Below are 23,138 nucleotides of genomic sequence, written 5' to 3'. Positions count from 1 at the left end.
CTTCATGCACTGGCTTTTAGCACACTGTTGAGTTCTCAAGAAACGGACGCGTTCACCGTCCCTCCGAACCGTTTTACCGGCCGGAATTCCGGGGCGTTTCGTTTCGTTCATTTCGTTGTGTCTTTATTCTTTCAGACCCGCTTTTTCGTGTCAAACCGATCCGACCGGATCCATTTTCTTCGATAAAGCCTGTCCGAGGAATTTCGGACCGCCCCGTCTCCGGAGCAACCCTTCAAACTTACCAGCACCTGAGTGGCTCTGCGAATCGACGCGAACCGATCATTGGAACCGTTGGTTTGAAGGGGTTGTCAGCGGACACAGAACAAGCCAAACCGGATCACCGGAGTGAGTGGAGTGGTTTGCGCCGAACCTTGCCGACGCCAGAACATTAGCAGTCCCCGCAGACCGCTCGGGACGTAACGACGAACCCCGCAGCTTGATCCGGGACGTCTGGCACGGAAAACATAGACTCGACGGGGTGAGCAGCCAGACACCGCCTACGGCGAAGAAGGTTCCCAGCGAGCGCGTGCACCACGGGGACACCGTGGTCGACGACTACGCGTGGCTGACGGTCAAGGACGACCCCGAGACGATCGCCTACCTCGAAGCGGAGAACGCCTACACCCGGCAGGCGACCGCCCATCTCGAAGGGCTCCAGGAAACGATCTTCCAGGAGATCAAGGGCCGGACGCTGGAGACGGACCTGTCCGTCCCCACCAGGAAGAAGGGCTGGTGGTACTACTCCAGGACGGAGGAGGGCAAGCAGTACGGCATCCAGTGCCGGGTCGCCGCTGACGGCGACGCTCCTCCCGAGCTGAAGGCGGGCGAGGCGCTGCCCGGTGAGCAGGTCCTGCTCGACGGCAACGAGCTGGCCGGGGACAGCGACTTCTTCTCCCTCGGCGCCAGTTCGGTCAGCCCCGACGGGACCCTGCTGGCCTATTCGGTCAACTTCACCGGCGACGAGCGGTTCACCCTGCGGGTGAAGGACCTCACCACAGGTGAGCTCCTCGACGACGAGGTCAGCGGCATCTTCTACGGCGGCGCCTGGTCCGCCGACGGCAGTGCCTTCTTCTACACGACCGTCGACGACGCCTGGCGGCCCAACCAGATCCACCGGCACATGATCGGCACCTCGACCGAGGAGGACGTGCTCGTCCACCAGGAGGACGACGAGCGGTTCTGGATCGGCGTCGGCCTGACCCGTAGCGAGCGCTACCTCGTACTTTCGGCGGGCAGCAAGATCACCAGCGAGGTCCACATCCTGGAGGCCGACAACCCGACCGGTGAGTTCCGGCTCGTCAGAGCCAGGGAGACCGGTGTCGAGTACGGCCTCGACCACGCGGGGGACCACTTCCTGATCCTGCACAACCAGAACGCGGAGAACTTCGAGCTGGCCACCGCGCCGATCGACTCCCCCGCCGACTGGACCCCGTTGATCGAGCACCGCGCCGACACCCGGCTGCTGAACGTCGAGGCCTTCCAGGGCTACACGGTCGTGCACCTGCGCCGTGACGGGCTGACCGGCATCCGCGTCCTGCCCGAGGGGGCGGAGCCGTACGAGATCTCCTTCCCTGAGCCGATCTACGACGTGGCGCCCTCGGGGAATCCGGAGTTCGTCACCGAGCGGTTGCGGCTCGGCTACACCAGCATGATCACTCCGCCCTCGGTCTACGACTACGACCTGCGGGCGCGTGAGCTGATCCTGCTGAAGCGCAAGACCGTGCTCGGTGGGTACGACCCGGCCGACTACGAGCAGTTCCGTGAGTGGGCGACCGCCGAGGACGGCACCCGCGTCCCCATCTCGATCGTGACCAGGAAGGGCGTCGAGCGGCCCGCTCCGACCGTGCTGTACGGCTACGGCAGCTACGAGATCTCGATCGACCCGTCGTTCTCCGTGGCCAGGCTCAGCCTGCTGGACAGGGGGTTCGTCTTCGCCGTCGCGCACATCAGGGGCGGCGGTGAGATGGGCCGTCACTGGTACGAGGACGGCAAGTTCCAGCGGAAGAAGAACACCTTCACCGACTTCGTCGCCGCCGCCAAGCACCTCGTCGCGGAGAACTGGTCGAGCGCGATCATCGCCCGGGGCGGTTCCGCCGGCGGACTGCTCATGGGCGCGATCGCCAACCTGTCGCCGGAGACGTTCGCGGGTGTGGTGGCCGAGGTGCCGTTCGTGGACGCGCTGAACACGATCCTCGACCCGTCGTTGCCGCTGACCATCATCGAGTGGGACGAGTGGGGCGACCCGCTGCACAACGCCGAGGTGTACGAGTACATGAAGTCGTACACCCCGTACGAGAACGTGAGCGGCCAGATCTATCCTCCGATCCTCGCGATCACCAGTCTCAACGACACCCGCGTCTACTACCACGAGCCCGCCAAGTGGATCGCGCGGCTCCGCGAGGTGGGCAGGGGCGGTCCCTTCCTGCTGAAGACGGAGATGGAGGCCGGGCACGGAGGTCGCAGCGGCAGGTACGACTCCTGGAGGGAGGAGGCCTTCGTCCTGGCCTGGATCCTCGACACCGCCAAGGTCGAGGGCACCGCCAGGGTCGAGCGATGACCTACGTGGCCGACGCGGGCCGGTACGACGGGCGGCAGCCGTACAACAGGGTGGGCAGGAGCGGGTTGAGGTTGCCCGCGGTGTCGCTGGGGCTCTGGCACAACTTCGGCGACGACACGTCGTTCGGGACCCAGCGGGCCATCCTGCGGCGGGCGTTCGACCTGGGGGTGACCCACTTCGACCTGGCCAACAACTACGGCCCGCCGTACGGCGCCGCGGAGACCAACTTCGGCAGGCATCTCAGGGAGGACTTCTCTGGATACCGGGACGAGATGGTCATCTCCACCAAGGCCGGGTATGACATGTGGCCCGGCCCCTACGGCGAGTGGGGGTCGCGGAAGTATCTGCTGTCCAGCCTGGACAGGTCGCTGGAGCGGATGGGACTCGACTACGTCGACATCTTCTACAGCCACAGGTTCGACCCGGAGACTCCCCTTGAGGAGACGATGGGCGCGCTCGACCAGGCGGTCAGGTCCGGCAGGGCGCTGTACGCCGGCATCTCGTCCTACTCCCCCGAGCAGACCGAGCGGGCGGCGCGGATCCTGCGGGAGATGGGCACCCCGCTGCTGATCCACCAGCCGTCGTACTCGATGCTCAACCGGTGGGTCGAGGACGGGCTGCTCGACGTCCTCGAACAGGAGGGGGTCGGCTGCATCGCGTTCTCCCCCCTGGCTCAGGGCATGTTGACCGACCGCTATCTCGGCGGTGTCCCCGAGGGGTCGCGTGCCTCGCAGCGGCGCTTCCTCACCCCGGAGATGCTGACCGAGGAGACCATGCGACGTGTCCGCACGTTGCACGAGATCGCGGCCTCACGTGGTCAGTCCCTGGCGCAGATGGCCCTGGCGTGGGCGCTGCGCGACCGGCGTGTCACCTCGGTGCTGGTCGGCGCGAGCAGCGTCAGGCAGCTTGAGGACAACGTGCGGGCGGTGGAGAACCTGTCGTTCACCGAGCAGGAGCTCACGGCGATCGACGGGCACGCGGTCGAGTCGGGGGTCAACCGCTGGGCCCGTTCCAGCGAGACCTGAGGGGTCACAGGGCCTCGTGTCGCTGCAGGTAGGTGAACGAGGCCCACCCGGGAAGCACGGGCAGCCAGAACGTCAGCAGCCTGAACAGCAGCACGGCCGAGGTCGCGACCTCGCCGGGCAGGCCGGAGAGGGTCAGTCCGACGGACAGGGAGGCCTCGACGGCGCCGAGCCCTCCGGGGGTCGGCGCCGCCGAGCCGATGGCGTTGCCCGCGAGGAAGACGATGGCCACGGCCGCGAAGTCGAGTGATCCGCCGAAGGCCCGCACCGAGGCGTCGAGACAGGCCACGAAGAAGATCGTCAGTAGCAGGGTGCCCGAACAGCCTTCGATGATCTTCCGGGGCGTCTGGAGCACGTCCAGCAGGCGGGGGATGACCCCGGAGAACAGGGCGCGCAGCCGTACGGTGATCAGTCTGCGCAGGCGGGGGACGCTCACGATGAACAGGACCGCGACCGCGATGGCGAGCAGGACGAACACCAGCGTGCGCGACGGGGTGAACGACGTGGCGGCGCTCGACCCGGTGATGTAGGCGAACAGCAGCAGCAGTGTGATGTGCGAGGCCAGGCCGATGAGCTGGGAGGCTCCGACGCTGGCGACGGCCTGGCCCGGGGGGATGCCGCGTTTCTGCAGGTAGCGGGTGTTGATGGCGACGCCGCTCACCGCCGCCGGGGCGACCAGCTTCACGAAGGAGCCCGCGAACTGCACCAGCACCGTACGGCCGAGCGGCAGCCGTTCCGGCACGAAGCCCCGCAGCATCAGCGCGGCGGCGACGTAGCTCATCATCGCCGCGACGAAGGCGACCCCGGTCCAGCCCCACTTGGCTGAGGTGATCATGTTGAGGTTGATCTGCGTGAGGTAGTAGACCAGGAAGTAGGCGGCGAAGGCGCTGGCGATGATCGTGATGAGGGTCCTGGGGCGGAAGCGCTCCAGGCGGACCTCGTCGGCCTCGGCCTGGGGTTCGAGGGCGACGATCCGTTCGCGGATCGCGGTCAGCAGTTCCTTGTTCTTGGTGAGCGCGGCCCTGGTCTCGCGGGTGAGCGCGATCCGTTGCAGCAGCGGCAGGGCGCCGGCCAGCACGTCGGGGCCCGCGACGGCCGCGCCCGCGGCGACGGCGCGGTCGGCTCCGACGCGGAGGCTGAGGTAGGTGAGCAGCTGGGCGATGTCGAGGCGGAGCAGGAGGTCTCCGGCGGCGATCTCACCGCTGCGGGCGTCCATGAGGACGACCCTGCCCTCGTTGTCGACGTGGATGCTGTCGCCGGTCAGCCGCCGGTGGGCCAGCCGCTGGACCTGCAGGAGCAGGATCTGCTCCCAGATCTGGGCGAGCAGGTTGTCGTCGATCTCCTCGTCGGGGATGTCGTCGAGCGGCCGGGTCTCGATGTGCTCGTAGGCGAGCAGCGCGGCCTCGGTGCCGATCTCGCTGGTGCCGACGAGCCTGGGGATGCTGGCGCCCGCGGCCTGGGTGGCGTAGGCCATCAGGGCCTCGCGTTCCAGCTCGGCGCGCAGGGAGCGGATGGCCCTGCGGCGGGTCTCGGTGTTGAGCCGGATGCGGCGCCAGATGCGGTAGAGCACCCCGGCGACCTGGCGGTCGCGGTCGAGGACGGTGACGTCGAGGCGGGTGCCGTCCTTGAGGCCGACGGCGTAGCGCCTGCTGCTCTGGTGGTCGTCGTCGAGGCGGTGCGCCCTGGCGGGGGCGAAGCCGAGTTTGGCGAGGGTGGCCACGATCGTGCTGCCGGGCGGCCTGGTGTTGGGGCTGCCGATGCCGTACAGGGTGGCGTAGCCGACGGCGAGGCCGACCAGGATGGAGACGACGATGCCGAGGATGGTGGCCGCGGTCGCGGCGAAGAGCGCGACGGCGTTGAGCGCGACGGCGCTCCACAGGGCCGCCCGCCAGGTGGGTCTTCGGGAGATGCGCACCGCGGTGACGTAGGCGATGACCGAGGTGAGCAGCGTGTTGAGCGGCTCGACCCCCTGTCTGCCCCCGGTCAGCAGGAGCCACAGGTCTTCCGGGCCGGCGCCGACGATCCACTCGCCGAGGGCGAAGGACAGGACCATGCCCGCGATGGCGGCGAAGAGCCCCTCCGCGACGCGCAGGCCGTCGCGGTGCAGGACGCGTTCGATGGCGTAGGCGGTCGGCACGCCGAGCATGGCGGCGCCGCTGAGCACGCCAGCGAGGCCGCTGAGGAGGAAGGGCGCCCGGTTCGTCCCGTCGATGACGTCGCCTTCGAGGCCGTTGAGGGTCTTCTTCGCGACGAGGGCGAGCAGGACCACGGCCACGAGCCCCAGCAGGGTCGCCAGGAAGCGCAGCAGATCGGACGGTCTGCGGATGCGCTGCGGCAGGAGCGGTTCGACGACGAGCACGCCGGAATCACGCTCCGTCTCGGGCTCTGTGCCTTCGACGGGCGCCGCTTCTCCGTGCTCTCTGATTTCCGTCACCGCCAGCGATTCTGCACGTTCCGCATTACAGGTGCGTCACCGATCTTCTCTTCCAGTGTCCACAATCGAAGGCATGCGTATCTCATTGGCCTCGGACAGTCTTGACGGGGTGGCTCCCATCCTGGTGTCGGAGATAGAGGCGAGAGGACACACGGTGATCGCGTACGGCGCCGTCGCCGCAGGGCCTTCTGACTGGGCGTGGTGTTGCTCACAGGCCGCGCGGGACGTCGTCTCCGGGGTGGCCGACCAGGCGGTCGTGTGCTGCTGGACCGGCACCGGGGCGTCGATCGCGGCCAACAAGGTGCGCGGGGCGCGGGCCGCCCTGTGTGTGGACGCGGCGACGGCCGAAGGGGCCAGACGCTGGAACGACGCCAACGTGCTGGCGTTGAGTCTCAGGCTGACCTCGGCGCCGTTGCTGGGGGAGATCCTGGATGCCTGGTTCGCCGGGAGCGTCAGCCCGGAGGAGACCGATGTGGCGAACATCGCGTACCTATCCGAGATTGAGAATTGACCTGCTGGAATGCGGCGATGACGGCCGGGTCGGCACCGGCCTGAAAAGCTGATCATCATGCGTCGCAGCCCCGTTTTTCCTTCGCACCCGACCCTAGCCACTTCTGGCGACCGCGTGGCGCCGTGGAAGGGTGCGAAGCGGATGGCCGTGGTGCGACGTGTCACGGCACACGGTCGTGTGCCATTACCCGGGTGACACCGTGACCGCCGAGTGACGCCGGGGAACACCCCGCCCGTCGATCTGACTTAGATTGTCAAATTCGGTTAATCCGGCCACTGGAGATCGTTCTTTGTTCGCCGCGATCACGGGGATTCCCCGCTCCACTTCCGTCAGCTCTCGTCAGAGGAGTTTCGCATGCGCGTACGCGCGTACCAGGGCCTGCTGGCCGCGATCACCACAGCCTCGGCCGTGACCCTGCCCGGCGCCCAGGCGACCGCCGTGACCTCACCGGCTCCCGAGGTCACCGTCGCGTCCGTCGGTTCGCCGCCTGTGGACGTGCTCTCCGTGAAGCGGCACCTGGAGGCGTTCCAGCGGATCGCCACGGCCAACGGCGGCACCCGGGCCGCCGGAACCCGCGGATACGACGAGTCGGCCGGCTACGTGGCGGACAGGCTGCGGGCCGCGGGGTACAGGGTGACCGAGCAGGAGTTCGAGTTCCCGTTCTTCCGCGTCATCGGCACGCCCAAGCTCGCCCGGGTCTCCCCCGGGGCGAGGACCTACACGCCGCAGACCGACTTCATCCCCATGACGTACTCCGGCTCGGGGAGCGTCACGGCCACCGTGCAGCCCGTCGATCTGGTGCTGCCGCCGAGCGCCGAGCCAGGTTCGACCTCCGGGTGTGAGGCCGCCGACTTCGCGGGGTTCGTCCGGGGCAACATCGCGTTGTTGCAGCGTGGCACGTGCGGCTTCCGGATCAAGGCCGAGCTGGCGGAGGCCGCGGGCGCCTCCGGCGTGATCATCTTCAACGAGGGCCAGGCCGGCGAGGGGGCCGCCGACCGGCGGGGACCGCTGAACGGCTCGCTCGGCGACACGACCACGCGCGTCCCCGTCGTGGGCACCACCTTCGCCGTCGGCCAGGAGCTGGCCAGGCCGGGATCCCGGGCCACGCTCTCCGTCACCGCCGAGGGCGACCCGCACAGGAAGACCCGCAACGTGATAGCCGAGAGCCCCTGGGGCGACTCCAGCAGGGTCGTCATGCTGGGCAGCCACCTGGACAGCGTGCCGGCGGGACCCGGCGTCAACGACAACGGCTCGGGCAGCGCGGCCGTGCTGGAGACGGCGCTGCGGGCGGGCGGCACGCCGACCAGGAACAGGCTCAGGTTCGCCTTCTGGGGGGCGGAGGAGCTGGGGCTGCTCGGCTCCCAGCACTACGTGGCCGCGCTCTCCCCCGGGGAGAGGGCCAGGATCAAGCTGTACCTGAACTTCGACATGATCGCCTCGCCGAACTTCGTCTACGGCGTCTACGACGGCGACGACTCCGACCACACGGGCGCCGGGGCCGGTCCCGCCGGATCGGGCGAGATCGAGAAGCTGTTCGAGACGTACTACGCCTCGATCGGCCAGCCGTACAAGGGGACCGACTTCACCGGGCGGTCCGACTACGGGCCCTTCATCGCGGTCGGCATCCCGGCGGGCGGGTTGTTCACCGGCGCCGAGGGGATCAAGACCGCCGAGGAGGCCGCCACGTTCGGCGGTGAGGCGGGGGTCGCCTACGACCGGTGCTACCACCAGGCCTGCGACACCCTGGCCAACATCGACGACAGGGCGCTGGCGGTGAACACCGGCGCCATCGCGACGGCCGCGGCCGTCTACGCCCGCAGCCCGATCCTGCCGGGCGGCGCCGCCTCCGCGGCGCCGAGCAGGATGAACGTGGCCCCCGCGTGGCGGGACGCGGTGTCGCGGTGACGGGCTGACCTCAAGGGGGGTACGGCCCGCGAGCCGTACCCCCCTGGCTAGAGTCTGGGCATGGCAGTGGGTGAGCGGGGGGAGTTGCGTGTCCTGGGGGCCTGTCCGCTGGACTGCCCGGACACCTGCTCGTGGGTGGTGACCGTCAGGGACGGCAAGGCGGTCGGGATGCGCGGCAACCCGGAGCAGCCCTACACACGCGGTGCGCTCTGTGTGAAGGTCAACCGCTATCTCGAACACGCCGGGGCCTCCGACCGCATCCTGTACCCCATGCGCCGGGTCGGCCCCAAGGGTTCGGGCCGTTTCGAGCGGATCAGCTGGGACGAGGCTCTCGACGAGATCTCCGTACGGCTGCGCGCGATCGTGGACGAGCACGGCGGCGAGGCGATCTGGCCCTACCTCGGCACCGGGACGCTCGGCCACATCCAGGGCTGTGAGGGGGTCGCGGGCCGCCGGTTCTGGAACGTCCTGGGCGCCTCCCGGCACTTCCTGAACATCTGCTCGACCGCGGGCAACACCGGTCTGCGGCTGACCAACGGCACCCCGGGCGGGATGGACCCCGAGACGTTCGCCCTGTCGCGGCTCATCCTGCTGTGGGGCACGAACACCCTCACCAGCGGCCACCATCTGTGGCGGTTCATCCAGGAGGCGAGGGCGGCCGGGGCGTACGTCGTGGCGATCGACCCTATCCGTACCAGGACCGCCGAGCAGGCCGACCTCCACCTGCCGATCAGGCCGGGCACGGACGCCGCCCTGGCCCTCGGGCTGCTGAACGTGGTGTTGTCGGAGGGCGCGCAGGACGACGCCTTCCTGGCCGAGCACACCAACGGCTGGGAGGACTTCCGGGCGGAGATCCTGCGTCACCCGCCCGCCCTCGTCGCGGAGATCACCGGCCTGCCGGAGGCGGACATCCGCTCCCTCGGCGTACGGCTCGCGCACACCCGGCCGACCGGCATCCGGGCCACGATGGGCGTCCAGCGGCACACGGGCGGCGGTACGGCGATGCGGACGATCGCGGCCATCCCCGCGGTGACGGGCGACTGGCGCCGTCCCGGCGGCGGGGTCGCGTACTCGACCAGCGGCCACATCCACCTGAACATCGACACCCGTGACGATCTGCTCGCGGCGCCGGTCAGGCGGCTCACGATGACCCGGCTGGCCGACGGGCTCGACGAGTCGGTCAAGTGCCTGTGGGTCTACGCCGCCAACCCGGTCGGCTCGACCCCCGACCAGAACCGTGTCCGCGAGAGGCTGGCGCGTGAGGACCTGTTCACCGTCGTGATGGAGCAGTTCCCCACCGACACCGTCGACTACGCCGACATCGTGCTCCCGGCGACGATGCAGATCGAGCACACCGACCTGCACGCGGGATACGGGCACATGTATCTCGTGTGGAACGAGCCCGCGGTCGAGCCGCCGGGCGAGTGCCTGTCGACGACGGAGACGTTCCGCCGCCTGGCCGGGCACATGGGTCTCACCGAGCCGTCGCTGTACGACTCCGACCTCGAACTGGCCGAGCAGCTGCTCGCCTCCGGTCATCCCTCCCTCGACGGGATCACGGTCGACCGGCTGCGCAAGGAGGGCTGGGTCAGGCTCAACGTGCCCCGGCCGTTCGTCCCGTTCGCCGACGGCTTCCCCACGGCCTCGGGGAGGCTGGAGTTCGGTTCCGGTCCCGCCTACGTGCCGCCGCGTACGGCCTCGGCCGCGGGCGGTCCCTACCCGCTGGCCCTGGTCACGCCCGCGTCGCACACCTTCCTCAACACCACCTTCGGCAACAACCCCGAGCTGCTGCGCCGTTCGAAGGGGCCCCGGGTGGTGGTCAACCCCGAGGACGCCGCGTCCAGGGGGCTGTGCGACGGGCAGCGGGCCCGGGTGTTCAACGCGGTCGGCGGCTTCGAGGCCGTGGTCGAGATCAGCGACCGGGTACGGCCCGGCGTCGTGGCCTCGACGAAGGGGCACTGGCGCAAGCTGAGTCCGGGGGGTTCGACGGTCAACGCCGTGGTCGAGGAGTACGACGCCGACCTGGGCAGGGGGGCCGTCTATCACGACAATCTGGTCGAGGTGACGCCCGTTATGTCTGAGTCGACATAGGTAAAGCTACGGTGCCGCATTAGGGGTGCCCCGTGAGATCCTTCCGCGGTGACCTCAACTCTCGGATACGCGATCCTCACAGCGCTGGCCCGCCGACCGAGGTCCGGATACGAGCTGGCCACCGCCATGGGACATCCGCTGGGATGTTTCTGGACGGCCCGGCACAGCCAGATCCATCCCGAGCTGCAACGGCTGGTCGCGGCGGAACTGGTCACCTTCGAGCAGGTCCCGGGCCCAGGCCCGCAGCGCAAGAAGATCTACTCCATCACCCGGCTGGGGACGAGGGAGCTGCGCGAGTGGGTCGTCGAGCCCCCGCAGTCCCGTCCCGAGCGTGACGAACTGCTGCTGAAGTCCTACGCGGCCTGGCTCGCCGACCCGGCCGAGCTGGTCAAGCTCTTCCAGATCCAGCTTGAGGAGCACGAGCGGCGGCTGGCGACCTACGAGGACGAGCGCTCGGCCTTCTCCAGCGCGCCCGGCCGCGAGAGCCGCCGCTTCGGCGACTACGCGACCCTGTGGTACGGCATCAGCTACGAGAACCACCGCATCGCCTGGTGTCGCTGGATGATCGACCAGCTCCGCGCGCGTTCCGCGCGCAGGTCACGCCTCCGCAAGGCCCCGGCGGCTGTTCCGGCTCCGCCGCCGGTGCCGTCGTTCGACGTGAGTCCGCGCTTCGGTGCGATCCCGCGCTTCGACATGGGCGCGGAGTTCGGGGTCGGCGCGCAGTTCGACGTGGGCGCGCAGTTCGGGGTGAGTCCGTGACCCGGTGGGGGTCCCGTGCCTCAGCTCAGCGCGAGCTTGTATCCCTCGTGTGAGGCGACGAAGCCGAGGGAGTCGTAGAAGCGGTGGGCGTCCTTGCGCGCCTTGTTCGTGGTGAGCTGGACCAGGGCGCACCCCCTGGTCCGGCCCCGCTCGACGGCCCAGCGCAGCATCTGCCCGCCCAGTCCTCCGCCGCGCAGGCCGGAGGCGATCCTGACGGCCTCGATCTGCATCCTGAGCGCTCCTCCGCGGGAGATCCCCGGGATGTAGGTGAGCTGCATGGTGCCGACGACCTCGCCGTCCAGTTCGGCGACGATCAGCTCGTTGCCCGGGTCGGCGTCGATGGCCTCGAAGGCCGCCCGGTGTGCCTCGCCGTACTCCCCGTGTTGGGAGCCGGAGGTCGAGTCGTCGGCCAGCAGGGCCAGGATCGTCGGGACGTCCTCAAGGGTCGCGACGCGAAAGGTCAGATAAGGGTTCACCGGCATGCCGTGAGCCTACCGAGGCCCGGTCCTCAGGGGCCGGGCCTCGGTAGGCGTCAACACGGACATGCGGGCCTCGACGTGAGCGGCGTTCGAGTCGACGGCCCGACGTCGGCCAAGTGGGCTCTCAGCAGCCTGCCGAGCCGACGTACGTGACCGGCCAGTTGACCGTCGTCTTCGAGACCTGGCCGATGGCCACGCAGGGGCCGGTGATCAGGATGTTGCCGGTGTAGTGCTGCGCACGCACGACCACCAGGTGCCGGCCCGTACCGGAGGTGCAGAGGCTGGACGCCCAGTTCGATCCCTGCTGCACGGTGCAGCCGGAGGGGGCGGCCATGGCCGAGGTGGGGGTGAGTGCCAGGACGCCCAGGCAGAGGGCGGCAGAGCTGGCGAGGGTCACCGCGCGACGACGAAAGCTCACGACGAATCTCCTAGAAAGTGGGGGGCTAGGAAGCTTTCCTTTAGGAAAGTTTCCTAATTGAATCCTAAATCGGGACTTAGGGACAGTCAACAAACGTTCAACGTTCGCCGCGGCGCCCGGCCCCGCGGGTAGGGGACGGATCAGGGTTGCTCCCCGATGCGAAGAAGGGGGCCGACGGGGCAGTCTTGGGAACATGAACGACGAACTCACTCGACGTGACGAGATGTCCCTCGCCGGCGCGGCCCTGCGGGGAGCCCCCTGGAGGGCGGCGGCGGTGACCGGAGGCGCGACGGCGGCCGTCAGCTTCGGCCTGGGGGTGATCCTGCCGGGGGCCGCGAACCTCACCTGGGCGCTCTGCCTGGGGATCACACTGTTCACCCTGGTCGCGGCGATCGGGTCGGTCGGCAGGCCGGGCTCGGGTGACCGGGTGACGCGGCAGGCCAGGATGTGGGCGCTGCGCAGGCCGTGGCGGTTCTCGCTCTACCCCGCGCTCGGCGCGGCGGCGCTCATGTATCCGGTGCAGCTCATCGTGGACGACCAGGGCGTGTTCGGCGCCGCGTTCGACGCGCTGCAGGGCGGCGTCGTGGTGTATCTGATCACCGCGTTCCTGGCCCTGACGCTCAGGGGACGCGGCGAGCGGCCCTCGCTGCCCCACGGGCACTGACCGGACGGCTCGGCGGAACGTCCCGGGACCGGTGAAAGGCCCCGGGAGGCCCGCTCGTCACAGAGATCTCACGACTGCTTCTCGTAGTCGGCGCGGCAGACGCAGAACTCGTTGCCCTCGGGGTCCAGCATGGTCACCCAGCCGGTGCCGTCGGGGTTGCGACGGTCGTCGTGGACCGTGGCGCCGAGCCCGGCCAGCCTCTCGACCTCCTGGTCGCGGGTGGTACCGCCGGTGCCCGTGACGTCGAGGTGGACGCGGTTCTTGACCGACTTGCCCTCGGGAACCCTGATGAACAGCAGGTTCGTCGGCCCGCAGACGAGGACCTCGTCGCCGTCGGGTTCCGTCTCCGGGTGGATCTCCCAGCCGGTCGCCTGGCTCCAGAAGGCCGCCAGCTCGTGCGGCCGAGCACAGTCGAATGTCACATAGTGCACGTTAATCATGCCCTCAGCCAACCGCGACACCATCTATCGCGTCAAACCGGTTTCCCTTAGGGGTGGTCAGTGGCCGCCCGCGAGGTTGAGCCCGATGACGCCCGCGAGGATGAGGACGATGGAGATGATCTTCAGAGCCGAGGCGTCCTCTCCCAGAAGGGCGATACCCACGGCGGCCGTGCCCACGGCGCCGATGCCGGTCCAGACGGCGTAGGCCGTACCGACCTCCAGGTTCTTGAGGGCCAGTGAGAGCAGACCGAAACTGAGCACCCCGAAGACGACGACTCCGACGCTCGGCAGCAGCGAGGAGAACCCGTTGCTCAGCTTGAGCGAGTAGGCCATCGCGATCTCGAACAGACCGGCGATGACAATGAGGACCCAGGCCATGACGACTCCCTGAAGCGTCGTCTTTTCAGACCGGGTACGGCGCGTCTCGTCCGGGAGTGTCTCGATTGAGAGCTCTATTCGGGCAACGCCTCCGATGTCGGCCCGATTCCCGTGTCCCACCACAGGGTGAACCACCGCTCGCGGGGAAGCGGCCACATGTCGAGCCGGATCACCGTCGCGACGACCTCGTCCGCCCGCCCCGGGTCGAGGCAGAGTCTCCTGCAGGCGCTCTCCGCCAGGCCCTCCGGTGTCGCGAAGCGGGACAGCGGGGCCAGACGCGCCTCGTGCCGCACCCGGTGACCGAGCGCCTCGGCGACGGCGATCACGTCGTGGACCGTGGGCCGGTCCGGGCGGACGATCCCGTGGAAGTGGGCCCACAGGGGGTTGAGCCAGGTCATCGGGTGGCGTTCGGTGAGTTCGACGACGACCCTGAGGCGGGCGTGACCGGACAGCTCGGTGAGGAAGGCGGCCAGGTCGGGCACGTTGTAGACGACGTGGGCGCAGACCGCGACGTCGGCGACCGGGGTCCGTGGCGCGACGTCGGGCCATCGGCCGGTGACGATCCTGAGCGGCACGCCGAGCACGGCGGCCCGAGACTCCAGTTCGGCGAGCATGCCGGGCGAGGTGTCGACCGCGACCAGCTCTCCCATCCGCCCGGCCAGCGGAAGGCCGGCCGCCCCGGTGCCCGCGCCGACGTCGAGCAGGGTGCCCCCGGGCGGCAACGCCTCGGCGACCCGGTCCAGGGTCGGTCCCTGCGGTTCGGCGAGCGCCCGCTCCGTCCGCTCGGAGAACCGCGCGGGCGAGTGCCCCCAGGGGTCGGTCCGCGCCTTCGCCGCGATCTCGTCGGGGATCGCCCACAGCGCGAGGTCCGCACGCCACCGCTCGTCCATGGCAGGAGCCTAACCCGGGGGTGACGACCGCCCCTGTCAAGGTCGCGTGTCGGCCCGGGGGCGCGACCCCGTCCGAGCAGGCCGGTACAGCTCCCTTTCCTTGAGGAATGTGACAAACACCCTTACCGCTCCAGTTTTTAGGGGTTACTGACGGGTAGCATCAGGGGTAAGGTTACTGACGAGTAGAGAAAAAGCCCGGTCCCCCGGTTTCAAGGAGCAGATCCCATGGGCCACTACAAGAGCAACCTCCGCGATCTGGAGTTCAATCTCTTCGAGGTGTTCGGCCGCGGGGACATCCTGGGTACCGGCCTCTACGCGGACATGGACGAGGACGTCGTGCGCAGCGTCCTCGACGAGGTCAACCGCCTGGCGACGGGCGTTCTGGCCGACTCCTTCGAGGAGGGCGACCGCACGCCGCCCGTCCTGGACCCGGAGACCGGCGCGGTGACGATGCCCGAGGGCTTCAAGCGGTCCTTCGCCGCCTACCGCGAGGGCGGCTGGACCAACATCGGCCTGCCCGCCGAACTGGGTGGCCCCGGCCTGCCGCCCAGCGTCAACTGGGCGCTCGCCGAGATGATCCTCGGCGCGAACCCGGCCGTCTGGATGTACGCCAGCGGACCCGCCTTCGCCTACGTGATGCACCTCATCGGCACCGAGGACCAGAGGCGCTTCGCCGAACTGGCCATCGAGCGGACCTGGGGCGCGACCATGGTCCTCACCGAGCCCGACGCGGGCTCCGACGTGGGCGCGGGCCGTACGAAGGCGGTCAGGCAGCCCGACGGCACCTGGCACATCGAGGGCGTCAAGCGCTTCATCACCAGCGCCGAGCACGACCTGGCCGACAACATCTTCCACCTCGTGCTGGCCCGCCCCGAGGGGCACGGCGTCGGCACCAAGGGCCTGTCGATGTTCCTGGTCCCGAAGTACCACGTGGACCTGGAGACCGGTGAGCTGGGCGAGCGCAACGGCGTCTACGTCACCAACGTCGAGAAGAAGATGGGCCTGAAGGTCTCCACGACCTGCGAGCTCACCTTCGGCGAGCGGCACCCGGCCGTCGGGACGCTGATCGGCGACGTGCACGAGGGCATCAAGCAGATGTTCATGATCATCGAACACGCCCGGATGATGGTGGGGACCAAGGCCATCGCCACCCTGTCGACCGGTTACCTGAACGCCCTCGAATACGCCAGGGCCAGGGTGCAGGGCGCCGACCTCACCCAGATGACCGACAAGGCCGCCCCGCGCGTGACCATCGTCCACCACCCCGACGTGCGCCGCGAGCTCATGCTCCAGAAGTCGTACGCCGAGGGCATGCGGGCGCTGGTGATGCTGACGGCCACCTACCAGGACGCGGTGCAGGCCGCTCGCTTCGAGGGCCGTGAGGACCGGCACGCCGAGGCGATGAACGACCTGCTGCTGCCGCTGGTCAAGGGGGTCGGGTCCGAGCGGTCCTACGAGCTGCTCTCCCGCTCGCTGCAGACCCTGGGCGGCTCCGGCTACCTGCAGGACTACCCGTTCGAGCAGTACATCAGGGACGCCAAGATCGACTCCCTCTACGAGGGCACGACCGCGATCCAGGGCATGGACCTGTTCTTCCGCAAGGTCCTGCGCAACCAGGGGGCCGCGCTCGGCGCGCTGCACGGCGACATCAAGGCCTTCGCCGCCTCCCAGGCGGGCAACGGCCGCCTCAAGGAGGAGCGCGGGCTGCTCGACGAGGCCGCCGACGAGGTCAAGACCATGGCCGACACGATGGCCGGCTGGGCGATCACCTCGCTGGAGACCCCCGAGGAGGTCTACAAGGTCGGTCTCAACAGCACCCGGTTCCTGCTCTCCCTGGGTGACCTGGTGATCGGCTGGCTGCTGCTGCGCCAGGCCGAGGTGGCGCTGGCGGCGCTCGGCTCCTCCGGCAGGGACCAGGCGTTCTACGAGGGCAAGGTGGCCGCGGCGTCGTTCTTCGCCAAGACCGTCCTGCCCCGGCTGGCCGCCGAGCGCCGTGTGCTGACCGAAACCGACCAGGGCCTGATGGAGCTGTCCGAAGAGGCGTTCTGACCACCCGGCCGCGGAGGGTCGTCCCGTTTCGGGGACGGCCCTCTTCCGTGTGTGCGATCATCCCCGAACCGAGTTATTCTCATTGTGAGACTATCTTGACCCGGGAAGGGCGTGTCGTGGACGAGAAGGAATCGGCGTTCCTGGCGGAGTACGACCCCAGGGACTATCCCCCGGTCGCCGTGACGGTGGACGTGGTCGCGCTCACCATCCGCGCGGGTGTGCTGCACGTGCTGCTGGTCGAGCGGGGCCGTCCTCCCCAGCAGGGACGCTGGGCACTGCCGGGAGGGTTCATCAGGCCGGGCGAGGACCTGCCAGAGGCGGCCAGGCGGGAACTGGCCGAGGAGACCGGGCTCGCCCCCCGCGTCCACATCGAACAGCTGGCCAGCTACGGAAGCCCGGACCGGGACCCGAGGATGCGGGTCGTCTCGGTCTCCTACCTCGCCTTCGCCCCCGATCTGCCCGACCCCAGGGCGGGCTCCGACGCGGCCTCCGCCGCCTGGCACCCGGCCCCGCGCCCGCCGGAGCTGGCCTTCGACCACGCGCGCGTCCTCGCCGACGGCCTCGAACGGGCGCGGGCCAAGCTGGAGTACACGCCACTGGCCACGACGTTCACCGGGGAGACGTTCACGATCTCCGAACTGCGCGGCGTCTACGAGACGGTGTGGGGGGTCCCGCTGCACGCGGGCAACTTCCACCGCAAGGTCCTCTCCGTTCCCGGATTCGTCGAGGCCACCGGGCACAGCACGGTGAGCGGCGGCTCCCGGGGCGGGCCACGCGCCAAGCTCTACCGCGCCGGGGACGCCCGCCTGCTGCACCCCGCCCTGCTGCGGCCCGCCGATCAGGAGGGCACCCGATGACCACCCCGGCCGAGGCGATCGCGCTGGTCTCCGCCGCCCGCGCCCCCGAGGACCTGTTCGGCGGACCGACACCACGGCGGACGTACCGGAGGCTGGCCAGGCTGCTGCACCCCGACCTGACGCCGGGTGCCGAGGCCGCCGGGGCGTTCGCCAGGCTGGCGAGCCTGTGGGCCGAGCACACCGGACACACCCCCGTGAACGACCTGGCCGGAACGGTGATCGGAACCCGCCACGTCGGGCGGCTGCTCCACGAGGGCGCGACCGCCCTGCTGTACGACTGCGCCCCCGACGCCCTGCTCAAGATCCCGCGCGGCCCTGCGGACAACGACCTCATGCGGCGCGAGGCGCAGGCGCTCAGGACGATCGAGCGGGAGGGCGATCCGACGCTGCTGCCGTACGTGCCCCGGCTGGTCGACTCCCTCCGGCACGGCTCCGGCGACGCGCGGCGGCGGGCGAACGTGATCAGCCGGGTCCCCGACGGGTTCGTGAGCCTGGCGGAGATCTCGCGGCGGCGGCCGGTGCTCGACCCGAGGGACGCGGCGTGGATCTGGCGGCGGCTGCTGGTCGCGATCGGGGCGGCGCACCACGCCGGGGTGGTGCACGGCGCGGTGTTCGGCCACCACGTCCTGGTCCATCCGATCGACCACGGCCTGGTGCTCGTCGACTGGAGCCAGTCCGTCCCGCTCGGCAGCCCGTTGAAGGCCCTGGTCGCCAGGCACCGTGACGACTACCCGCCGGAGGTCCTCACCGGGGCGCCCGCGACCGAGACCCTGGACATCAGGCTCGCCACCCGCTGCGTCGCCGCCCTCATGGGGGACCGGGTGCCCGGCGCGATCGGCCGTTTCGTACGGGGCAGCCTGGTCGCGCCGCCCCGGGACGCCTGGCGGCTGCTGGGTGAACTCGACGAGTTGCTCGACGACCTCTACGGCCCCAGGACCTACCGTCCGCTGAACCTCTGAGTCTCAGACCGAGGCGAACAGTTCGACGGTCCTGGCCCGTTCGCGCTCGTCACCGAGCGGGTTCACCAGCAGCTCCGTCGTCCCGGCGTCGGCGTATCGCCGTACGGCCCGCGCCACGGTCTCCTCGTCGCCCGCCAGGACCGTCTCGTGGACGCCCGACTTGCCCTGCCGGTCGAGCATGGCCCGGTAGCTGGGCAGCCGGCCGGCGAACCCGATCCGCTCGGCCACCCCGCGCCTGATCCCCTCGGGGTCGGCGGTGACGCTCGCCATCACCGCGGCCACGACCCTGGGGGCGGGCCGTCCCGCCTCCTCCGCCGCGCGGGTGATCGCGGGCCTGACATGGTCGGCGATCGCCTCGGGCCCCGTCCACACGGTCACCGTGCCGTCCGCGAGCTCTCCGGCGACGCGCAGCATGACCGGTCCGAGCGCGGAGAGCAGCACCGAGGGCGCCTTCGCGCCGGGCACGTCCACCCGCCCCGAGGCGGAGACGGTCTCCCCGTGGTGGTCGACGACCTCCCCGCGCAGCAGTGGCCGCAGCACCGACAGGTACTCCCTGATGTGCCGGGCGGGCCTGTCGTAGGAGTAGCCGAACTGTCCCTCGATGATCTGCCGATGGCTCGGCCCGACACCGAGGGTGAGGCGGTTCCCGCCCGCGGCCTGCACGGTGAGCGCCTGCCCGGCCAGCGCGAGCGGGTGTCTGGGGTAGGTCTGCACGACCGCCGTTCCCAGGTCGACGCCGGGCACCTCACGCGCGGCGATCGCCAGGACGGCGAGCGCGTCCCACGAGGTGAGCTGGCTGAGAAAGGCACTGTCGAGTCCGGCGTCGGTCGCCGCGCGCACCTGTCCGATCATCGCGTCCAGGCTCAGCCCGATGCCGCTGATGTAGAGGCCTCTTCGCACGAATCCCCCAAAGTGAAGCGGATCTTCCGGTTCCGAAAGACCACGGTACATTAACCTGAGGCCGGGATTCCGGTTAACTCAGGAAGGACGGGCCGTGCGAGCCGACGCGCGACGCAACCGCGAACTCATCGTCACGACCGCGCTCGGCCTGTTCGCCGAGCGCGGTGCCGCCGTTTCGATGGAGGAGATCGCCCGCGCGGCGGGACTGGGGGTCGGCACCCTCTACCGCCACTTCCCCGACCGGCAGGCCCTGGTCGAGGACATCGCCCTTGACGCGCTGCGCCGCCTCATGGTCTTCGGCGCGACCGTGACCACCGAGGGCACGGCCGACGACAGGCCGTACTGGCGGTCCCTGCGCCTGGTCGTCGAGCACTGCGCCGGGCTCCCCCTGGCCCTGATCAAGGCCCTGTCGCCCGAGACGACCGCCAACCCCGAGCTGGCGCGGCTCGAACGCGACCTCAACGCCCTGTTCGAACGGCTGGCCAGGGGCGCCCAGGAGGAGGGGACGCTGCGCGGCGACATCCCGCCCGGCGAGGTCGTCGGCCTGCTCAACGTGGCCGTCTGCCGCCCCGGCGCCCGCGCGGACGACCATCTCACCACCGTCATCCTCGACGGCCTCAGGCGCTGATCCGCCCGTGGCGGACCTCGCGGGTTGACGCGGCCCATCGTTATTCTCATAATGAGATTAACTCAATCTGAGAACAACCAAGGGGACCCACATGGGAAGCGGAATCTGGTCGACCGACGTCTACTCCGCCGCCGCGAGCTACCGCGCCGCCAAGGGCACCAGCGCCTTCGCCTACAGCGACAGCGGCGCGCGCGCCACGCACGAGGACCTCGACCCGTACGGCGTCGCCGCCCGCGAGAGCCGCGACTCCGACGAGCACCCCGACAGCCTCGCCATCGCCGTCCTGTTCGACGTGACCGGCTCGATGGGCGGGGTCCCCCGTACGCTCCAGACCAAGCTGCCCGACCTGCTGGGCCTGCTGATGCGCAAGGGCTACGCCGCCGACCCGCAGATCCTCTTCGGCGCGATCGGCGACGCGACCTGCGACCGCGCCCCCCTCCAGATCGGCCAGTTCGAGTCCGACAACCGGATGGACGAGGACCTCGGCAAGATCCTGCTCGAAGGCGGGGGCGGCGGCCAGAAGACCGAGTCCTACGAACTGGCGATGTACTTCATGGCCAGGCACACCTCGATCGACTGCTTCGAGAAGCGCGGGCGCAAGGGCTACCTGTTCATCATCGGCGACGAACTGCCCTACCCGAAGGTCAGCCGCCGTCAGATCCGCCAGGTGATCGGCGACTCCCCGCTGCGGGACATCACGACGAAGGACATCGTCGCCGAGCTGACCAGGGCCTACCACGTCTACTACATCCTGCCCGCCGGGGCGAGCTACGCCGGGGACGGCCAGGTGCTGACCGCCTGGCGCGACCTGCTCGGCCAGAACGTTCTCGAACTGGACGACCTGGACGCGGTCTGCGAGACCATCGCGCTCACCGTCGGCCTCGGCGAGGACGCCATCGACCTGGACGAGGGACTGGACGACCTCGACGAGATGGGCTCCGAGGCCGGCCAGGCCGTGGGCAGGGCGCTGGCCCGCCTCGACCGGCGGACGCTCGCGGTGCCCGAGGAGCCGGGCGCCAGCGGCGTGATCCGGCTGTGAGAGGTACGGGCGTGCGCGAACACGTGATCGTCGCCGACCTCGGGTACGGCGACGCGGGCAAGGGGACCGTCGTGGACTGGCTCTGCTCGCAGGAGCCGGTGCGGGCGGTCGTCCGCTTCAACGGCGGCGGGCAGGCGGCGCACAACGTCGTCCTGCCCGACGGGCGGCACCACACCTTCGCCCAGTTCGGCGCGGGGACGTTCCGGGGCGTGCCGACCCATCTGTCACGCTTCACGATCGTGGACCCGCTCGCCCTGGCCTCCGAGGCGGCGAACCTGGCCCGCCTCGGGGTGCCCGACCCGTTCGGGCTGCTCACCGTGGACCGGGACGCCCTGCTCGCGACGCCGTACCACGTGGCGGCCGGGCGGGCCAGGGAGCTGGCGCGCGGTGAGGACCGGCACGGGTCGTGCGGGATGGGCGTCGGGGAGACCGTCTCCTACGCCCTGGCGCATCCGGGCCTCGCGCCGACCGTGGGTGACTGCGCCGCCCCGGTACGACTGGCCCGCAAGCTGCGCGCGCTGCGCCGGGAGGTCGAGGAGACCTGGTGGGTGGCCGGGCCGGTGGCGACGGAGCTTCCCCCGGTCGAGGACTGCGTCGCGGCCTACCGGGCGTTCGCCGAGCGGGTGACCCTCACCGGCCCCGCGCGGCTCGCGGCCCTGCTGCGCGAGGGGCCGGTCGTCTTCGAGGGGGCCCAGGGTGTGCTGCTCGACGAGTGGCACGGCTTCCACCCGTACACGACCTGGAGCACGACGACCTTCGCGAACGCCCTCGAACTGCTCGGCGGGGCGGGTGCCGTACGGCTCGGGGTGCTGCGTTCCCACACGCCCAGGCACGGTCCCGGGCCCCTGGTCACCGAGGACCGGACGCTGCGGGTGCCCGAGCGGCACAACGGGACGGGGCCGTGGCAGGGGCCGTTCAGGGTCGGGCACTTCGACGCGGTCGCGCACCGCTACGCGCTGGCGGTCACCGGCGGGGCGGACGCGCTCGCGCTCACCCACCTGGACGTGCCGGTCTCGCGGATGTGCGTCTCCTACGACATCGGTGAGCCGCCCGTGGGTACGGCGGGCGACCTCGACGGGCAGGCGAGGCTGACGGAACGGCTGCTGCGGGCCCGTCCCCACTACGTGGACGGTGTCGACGACTGGCCGGGGGCGGTCGAGGAGGCCCTCGGAGTGCCGGTGTGGCTCGGCTCCTGGGGCCCGACCTCGGCCGACAAACGCGCGCGGGTCAGATCGTGAACTGCACGGCGGCCCGGGAGGCCACGATGGGCTTGATGTGCTTGGCGATCACCGCCTGGTGCTCCGGGTGGTCCCGGTAGACCAGGAAGTCGTCGGCGTTGTCGAAGTCCGCGACGATGGCGAACTCGTGATTGCCGGGGTTCACACCCGCGTCGGCCCCCAGCGTGTAGGCGCGGATCTCCGGGATGATCTCCGTCAGCCTGCGAAGCTCGGTCTTGACCGTCGCCTTCTGCTCCTCGGTCGTCCCCTCGGCCCAGGTGAACAGCACGACATGACGGAACATGATCTCCCCTTCGGTCGGATGCCCAGTAAGCGTACGGCCGCCTTTTACGCGGGACGAGCGCGGGGCGTCCGGCGGTATTCGGCGCGGCGACCTCCCTCGCCCGAAATGCCCTGATATATGCCATTTATTTCTTATTTATATAGATCTGTGCGCCTTTGCCAAACTATAAGTGCTTTGTGGTGTCGTGGTAGGTGCGTCTCCTGCGATGTTTGGGGTGTTCGAGCCCAGGAAGGCGAAACCGTCTTCCCGTGAAACCGGAGGATCGCATGGGATCGAAGACTGCTGCCTCGCTCTTCGCGAGCACCATGGGCGCGGGGCTCCTCGCCGGAGTCCTCATCGCCGGTCCGGCGGAGGCCACAACCACGCCCACAGCGGCGGTCCCGGCCGTCCAGACGTCCGTCTCGGCCGGTTTCCTCACCTCGGGCTGCTGCCGGCGGCGTTGCTGCCGGTGCGGTTGCGGGTGGCGGAGTCGCTGTGGCTGGCGAGGCGGCTGCGGATGGCGCGGCGGCTGGCGGTGGAGCAACTGGGGATGGGACGACGACTGGGGATGGTGACGGCGGTCGCGTTTCGTTCCGTTCCGGCTTAGGGAACCCACCGGGAAACGTCTCGCGTGAACCGGTGGCCTCCCTCGGCCTCG

22 protein-coding genes and 1 riboswitch are annotated in these 23,138 nt (G+C 69.9%); of the genes, 14 read left to right on the top strand and 8 right to left on the bottom strand.

What is annotated here, in order from left to right; genetic code table 11:
* The first annotated feature begins 478 nt into the window (after positions 1-478).
* Positions 479-2,557 carry a S9 family peptidase gene (locus ACFYY8_RS40265; RefSeq protein WP_390050372.1) on the top strand — a complete coding sequence of 693 codons (2,079 nt, stop codon included), beginning with the start codon at positions 479-481 and terminating at the stop codon, positions 2,555-2,557.
* Positions 2,554-3,582, top strand: a complete 1,029-nt coding sequence (gene mgrA / locus ACFYY8_RS40260; RefSeq protein WP_390050371.1) for an L-glyceraldehyde 3-phosphate reductase — start codon at positions 2,554-2,556, stop codon at positions 3,580-3,582. Before ACFYY8_RS40265 ends, mgrA begins: the two co-directional genes overlap by 4 nt.
* Positions 3,583-3,586: 4 nt before the next feature.
* Here mgrA and ACFYY8_RS40255 read toward each other — a convergent pair whose 3' ends face one another.
* The gene (locus tag ACFYY8_RS40255) at positions 3,587-6,013 is read right to left on the bottom strand and encodes a YbhN family protein (protein WP_390050370.1); all 2,427 of its coding nucleotides are present in this window, start codon (positions 6,011-6,013) and stop codon (positions 3,587-3,589) included.
* 73 nt (positions 6,014-6,086) lie between these two features.
* Here ACFYY8_RS40255 and ACFYY8_RS40250 point away from each other — a divergent pair, with 73 nt between their 5' ends.
* The 4 genes from ACFYY8_RS40250 (at position 6,087) to ACFYY8_RS40235 (ending at position 11,279) form a co-directional block, all read left to right on the top strand.
* Positions 6,087-6,524: an RpiB/LacA/LacB family sugar-phosphate isomerase gene (locus ACFYY8_RS40250; RefSeq protein ID WP_390050369.1), complete on the top strand. Its 438-nt coding sequence runs from the start codon at positions 6,087-6,089 to the stop codon at positions 6,522-6,524.
* 354 nt (positions 6,525-6,878) lie between these two features.
* Positions 6,879-8,429 carry a M28 family peptidase gene (locus ACFYY8_RS40245; RefSeq protein WP_390050368.1) on the top strand — a complete coding sequence of 517 codons (1,551 nt, stop codon included), beginning with the start codon at positions 6,879-6,881 and terminating at the stop codon, positions 8,427-8,429.
* Between the two features lie 60 nt (positions 8,430-8,489).
* Positions 8,490-10,520 carry a molybdopterin-dependent oxidoreductase gene (locus ACFYY8_RS40240; RefSeq protein ID WP_390050367.1) on the top strand — a complete coding sequence of 677 codons (2,031 nt, stop codon included), beginning with the start codon at positions 8,490-8,492 and terminating at the stop codon, positions 10,518-10,520.
* 48 nt (positions 10,521-10,568) lie between these two features.
* Positions 10,569-11,279, top strand: coding sequence for a PadR family transcriptional regulator (locus ACFYY8_RS40235; RefSeq protein WP_390050366.1), 711 nt, complete (start codon positions 10,569-10,571; stop codon positions 11,277-11,279).
* A 20-nt stretch (positions 11,280-11,299) separates the two neighbouring features.
* Here ACFYY8_RS40235 and ACFYY8_RS40230 read toward each other — a convergent pair whose 3' ends face one another.
* Positions 11,300-11,761, bottom strand: coding sequence for a GNAT family N-acetyltransferase (locus tag ACFYY8_RS40230; protein ID WP_390050365.1), 462 nt, complete (start codon positions 11,759-11,761; stop codon positions 11,300-11,302).
* Between the two features lie 121 nt (positions 11,762-11,882).
* Positions 11,883-12,176, bottom strand: a complete 294-nt coding sequence (locus ACFYY8_RS40225; RefSeq protein ID WP_352015219.1) for a hypothetical protein — start codon at positions 12,174-12,176, stop codon at positions 11,883-11,885.
* Positions 12,177-12,369: 193 nt separating this feature from the next.
* On the opposite strand from ACFYY8_RS40225, the gene ACFYY8_RS40220 reads away from it, so the two are divergent.
* Entirely contained in the window at positions 12,370-12,840 is a 471-nt protein-coding gene (locus tag ACFYY8_RS40220) for a hypothetical protein (RefSeq protein WP_390050364.1), read from the top strand.
* Positions 12,841-12,908: 68 nt separating this feature from the next.
* Here ACFYY8_RS40220 and ACFYY8_RS40215 read toward each other — a convergent pair whose 3' ends face one another.
* The 3 genes from ACFYY8_RS40215 to ACFYY8_RS40205 all read right to left on the bottom strand — a co-directional run bounded on the left by ACFYY8_RS40215 (position 12,909) and on the right by ACFYY8_RS40205 (position 14,548).
* Complete coding sequence (locus ACFYY8_RS40215) at positions 12,909-13,262, bottom strand: VOC family protein (protein WP_390050363.1); 354 nt, start codon at positions 13,260-13,262, stop codon at positions 12,909-12,911.
* A 75-nt stretch (positions 13,263-13,337) separates the two neighbouring features.
* The gene (locus ACFYY8_RS40210; protein ID WP_390050362.1) at positions 13,338-13,658 is read right to left on the bottom strand and encodes a DMT family transporter; all 321 of its coding nucleotides are present in this window, start codon (positions 13,656-13,658) and stop codon (positions 13,338-13,340) included.
* A gap of 11 nt (positions 13,659-13,669) precedes the next feature.
* A riboswitch (guanidine-III (ykkC-III) riboswitch) is annotated at positions 13,670-13,734 on the bottom strand.
* Positions 13,733-14,548, bottom strand: coding sequence for a class I SAM-dependent methyltransferase (locus ACFYY8_RS40205; protein ID WP_390050361.1), 816 nt, complete (start codon positions 14,546-14,548; stop codon positions 13,733-13,735). It overlaps the preceding riboswitch by 2 nt.
* 225 nt (positions 14,549-14,773) lie before the next feature.
* Between ACFYY8_RS40205 and ACFYY8_RS40200 the strand changes: the two genes are divergently transcribed.
* The 3 genes from ACFYY8_RS40200 to ACFYY8_RS40190 all read left to right on the top strand — a co-directional run bounded on the left by ACFYY8_RS40200 (position 14,774) and on the right by ACFYY8_RS40190 (position 18,413).
* Complete coding sequence (locus ACFYY8_RS40200) at positions 14,774-16,597, top strand: acyl-CoA dehydrogenase (RefSeq protein WP_390050360.1); 1,824 nt, start codon at positions 14,774-14,776, stop codon at positions 16,595-16,597.
* Positions 16,598-16,713: 116 nt separating this feature from the next.
* Positions 16,714-17,454 (top strand): NUDIX domain-containing protein, encoded by a 741-nt coding sequence (locus tag ACFYY8_RS40195; RefSeq protein WP_390050359.1) that lies wholly within the window; start codon positions 16,714-16,716, stop codon positions 17,452-17,454.
* On the top strand, positions 17,451-18,413 hold the full coding sequence (locus ACFYY8_RS40190) for a lipopolysaccharide kinase InaA family protein (protein WP_390050358.1): 963 nt from the start codon (positions 17,451-17,453) through the stop codon (positions 18,411-18,413). Before ACFYY8_RS40195 ends, ACFYY8_RS40190 begins: the two co-directional genes overlap by 4 nt.
* A 3-nt stretch (positions 18,414-18,416) precedes the next feature.
* On the opposite strand, the gene ACFYY8_RS40185 is transcribed toward ACFYY8_RS40190, so the two are convergent.
* The gene (locus ACFYY8_RS40185) at positions 18,417-19,313 is read right to left on the bottom strand and encodes an LLM class F420-dependent oxidoreductase (protein WP_390050357.1); all 897 of its coding nucleotides are present in this window, start codon (positions 19,311-19,313) and stop codon (positions 18,417-18,419) included.
* A 94-nt stretch (positions 19,314-19,407) separates the two neighbouring features.
* Between ACFYY8_RS40185 and ACFYY8_RS40180 the strand changes: the two genes are divergently transcribed.
* The 3 genes from ACFYY8_RS40180 (at position 19,408) to ACFYY8_RS40170 (ending at position 22,218) form a co-directional block, all read left to right on the top strand.
* On the top strand, positions 19,408-19,941 hold the full coding sequence (locus ACFYY8_RS40180; protein WP_390050356.1) for a TetR/AcrR family transcriptional regulator: 534 nt from the start codon (positions 19,408-19,410) through the stop codon (positions 19,939-19,941).
* A gap of 91 nt (positions 19,942-20,032) precedes the next feature.
* Entirely contained in the window at positions 20,033-20,980 is a 948-nt protein-coding gene (locus tag ACFYY8_RS40175) for a hypothetical protein (RefSeq protein WP_390050355.1), read from the top strand.
* Positions 20,981-20,991: 11 nt separating this feature from the next.
* A complete protein-coding gene (locus ACFYY8_RS40170) occupies positions 20,992-22,218 on the top strand; it encodes an adenylosuccinate synthetase (protein ID WP_390050354.1) in 1,227 nt (408 codons plus the stop codon).
* Here the strand turns inward: ACFYY8_RS40170 and ACFYY8_RS40165 are convergent.
* Positions 22,208-22,501 carry a Dabb family protein gene (locus ACFYY8_RS40165; protein WP_352015231.1) on the bottom strand — a complete coding sequence of 98 codons (294 nt, stop codon included), beginning with the start codon at positions 22,499-22,501 and terminating at the stop codon, positions 22,208-22,210. The genes ACFYY8_RS40170 and ACFYY8_RS40165 overlap by 11 nt on opposite strands.
* Before the next feature lie 266 nt (positions 22,502-22,767).
* Here ACFYY8_RS40165 and ACFYY8_RS40160 point away from each other — a divergent pair, with 266 nt between their 5' ends.
* A complete protein-coding gene (locus ACFYY8_RS40160; protein ID WP_390050353.1) occupies positions 22,768-23,055 on the top strand; it encodes a hypothetical protein in 288 nt (95 codons plus the stop codon).
* Positions 23,056-23,138 lie beyond the last annotated feature (83 nt).

Source organism: Streptosporangium sp. NPDC001559, assembly GCF_042893955.1.
GTDB lineage: Bacteria > Actinomycetota > Actinomycetes > Streptosporangiales > Streptosporangiaceae > Streptosporangium.
The sequence above is the reverse complement of the archived record's forward strand: the minus strand, read 5'-3'. Positions and strand labels throughout refer to the sequence as shown.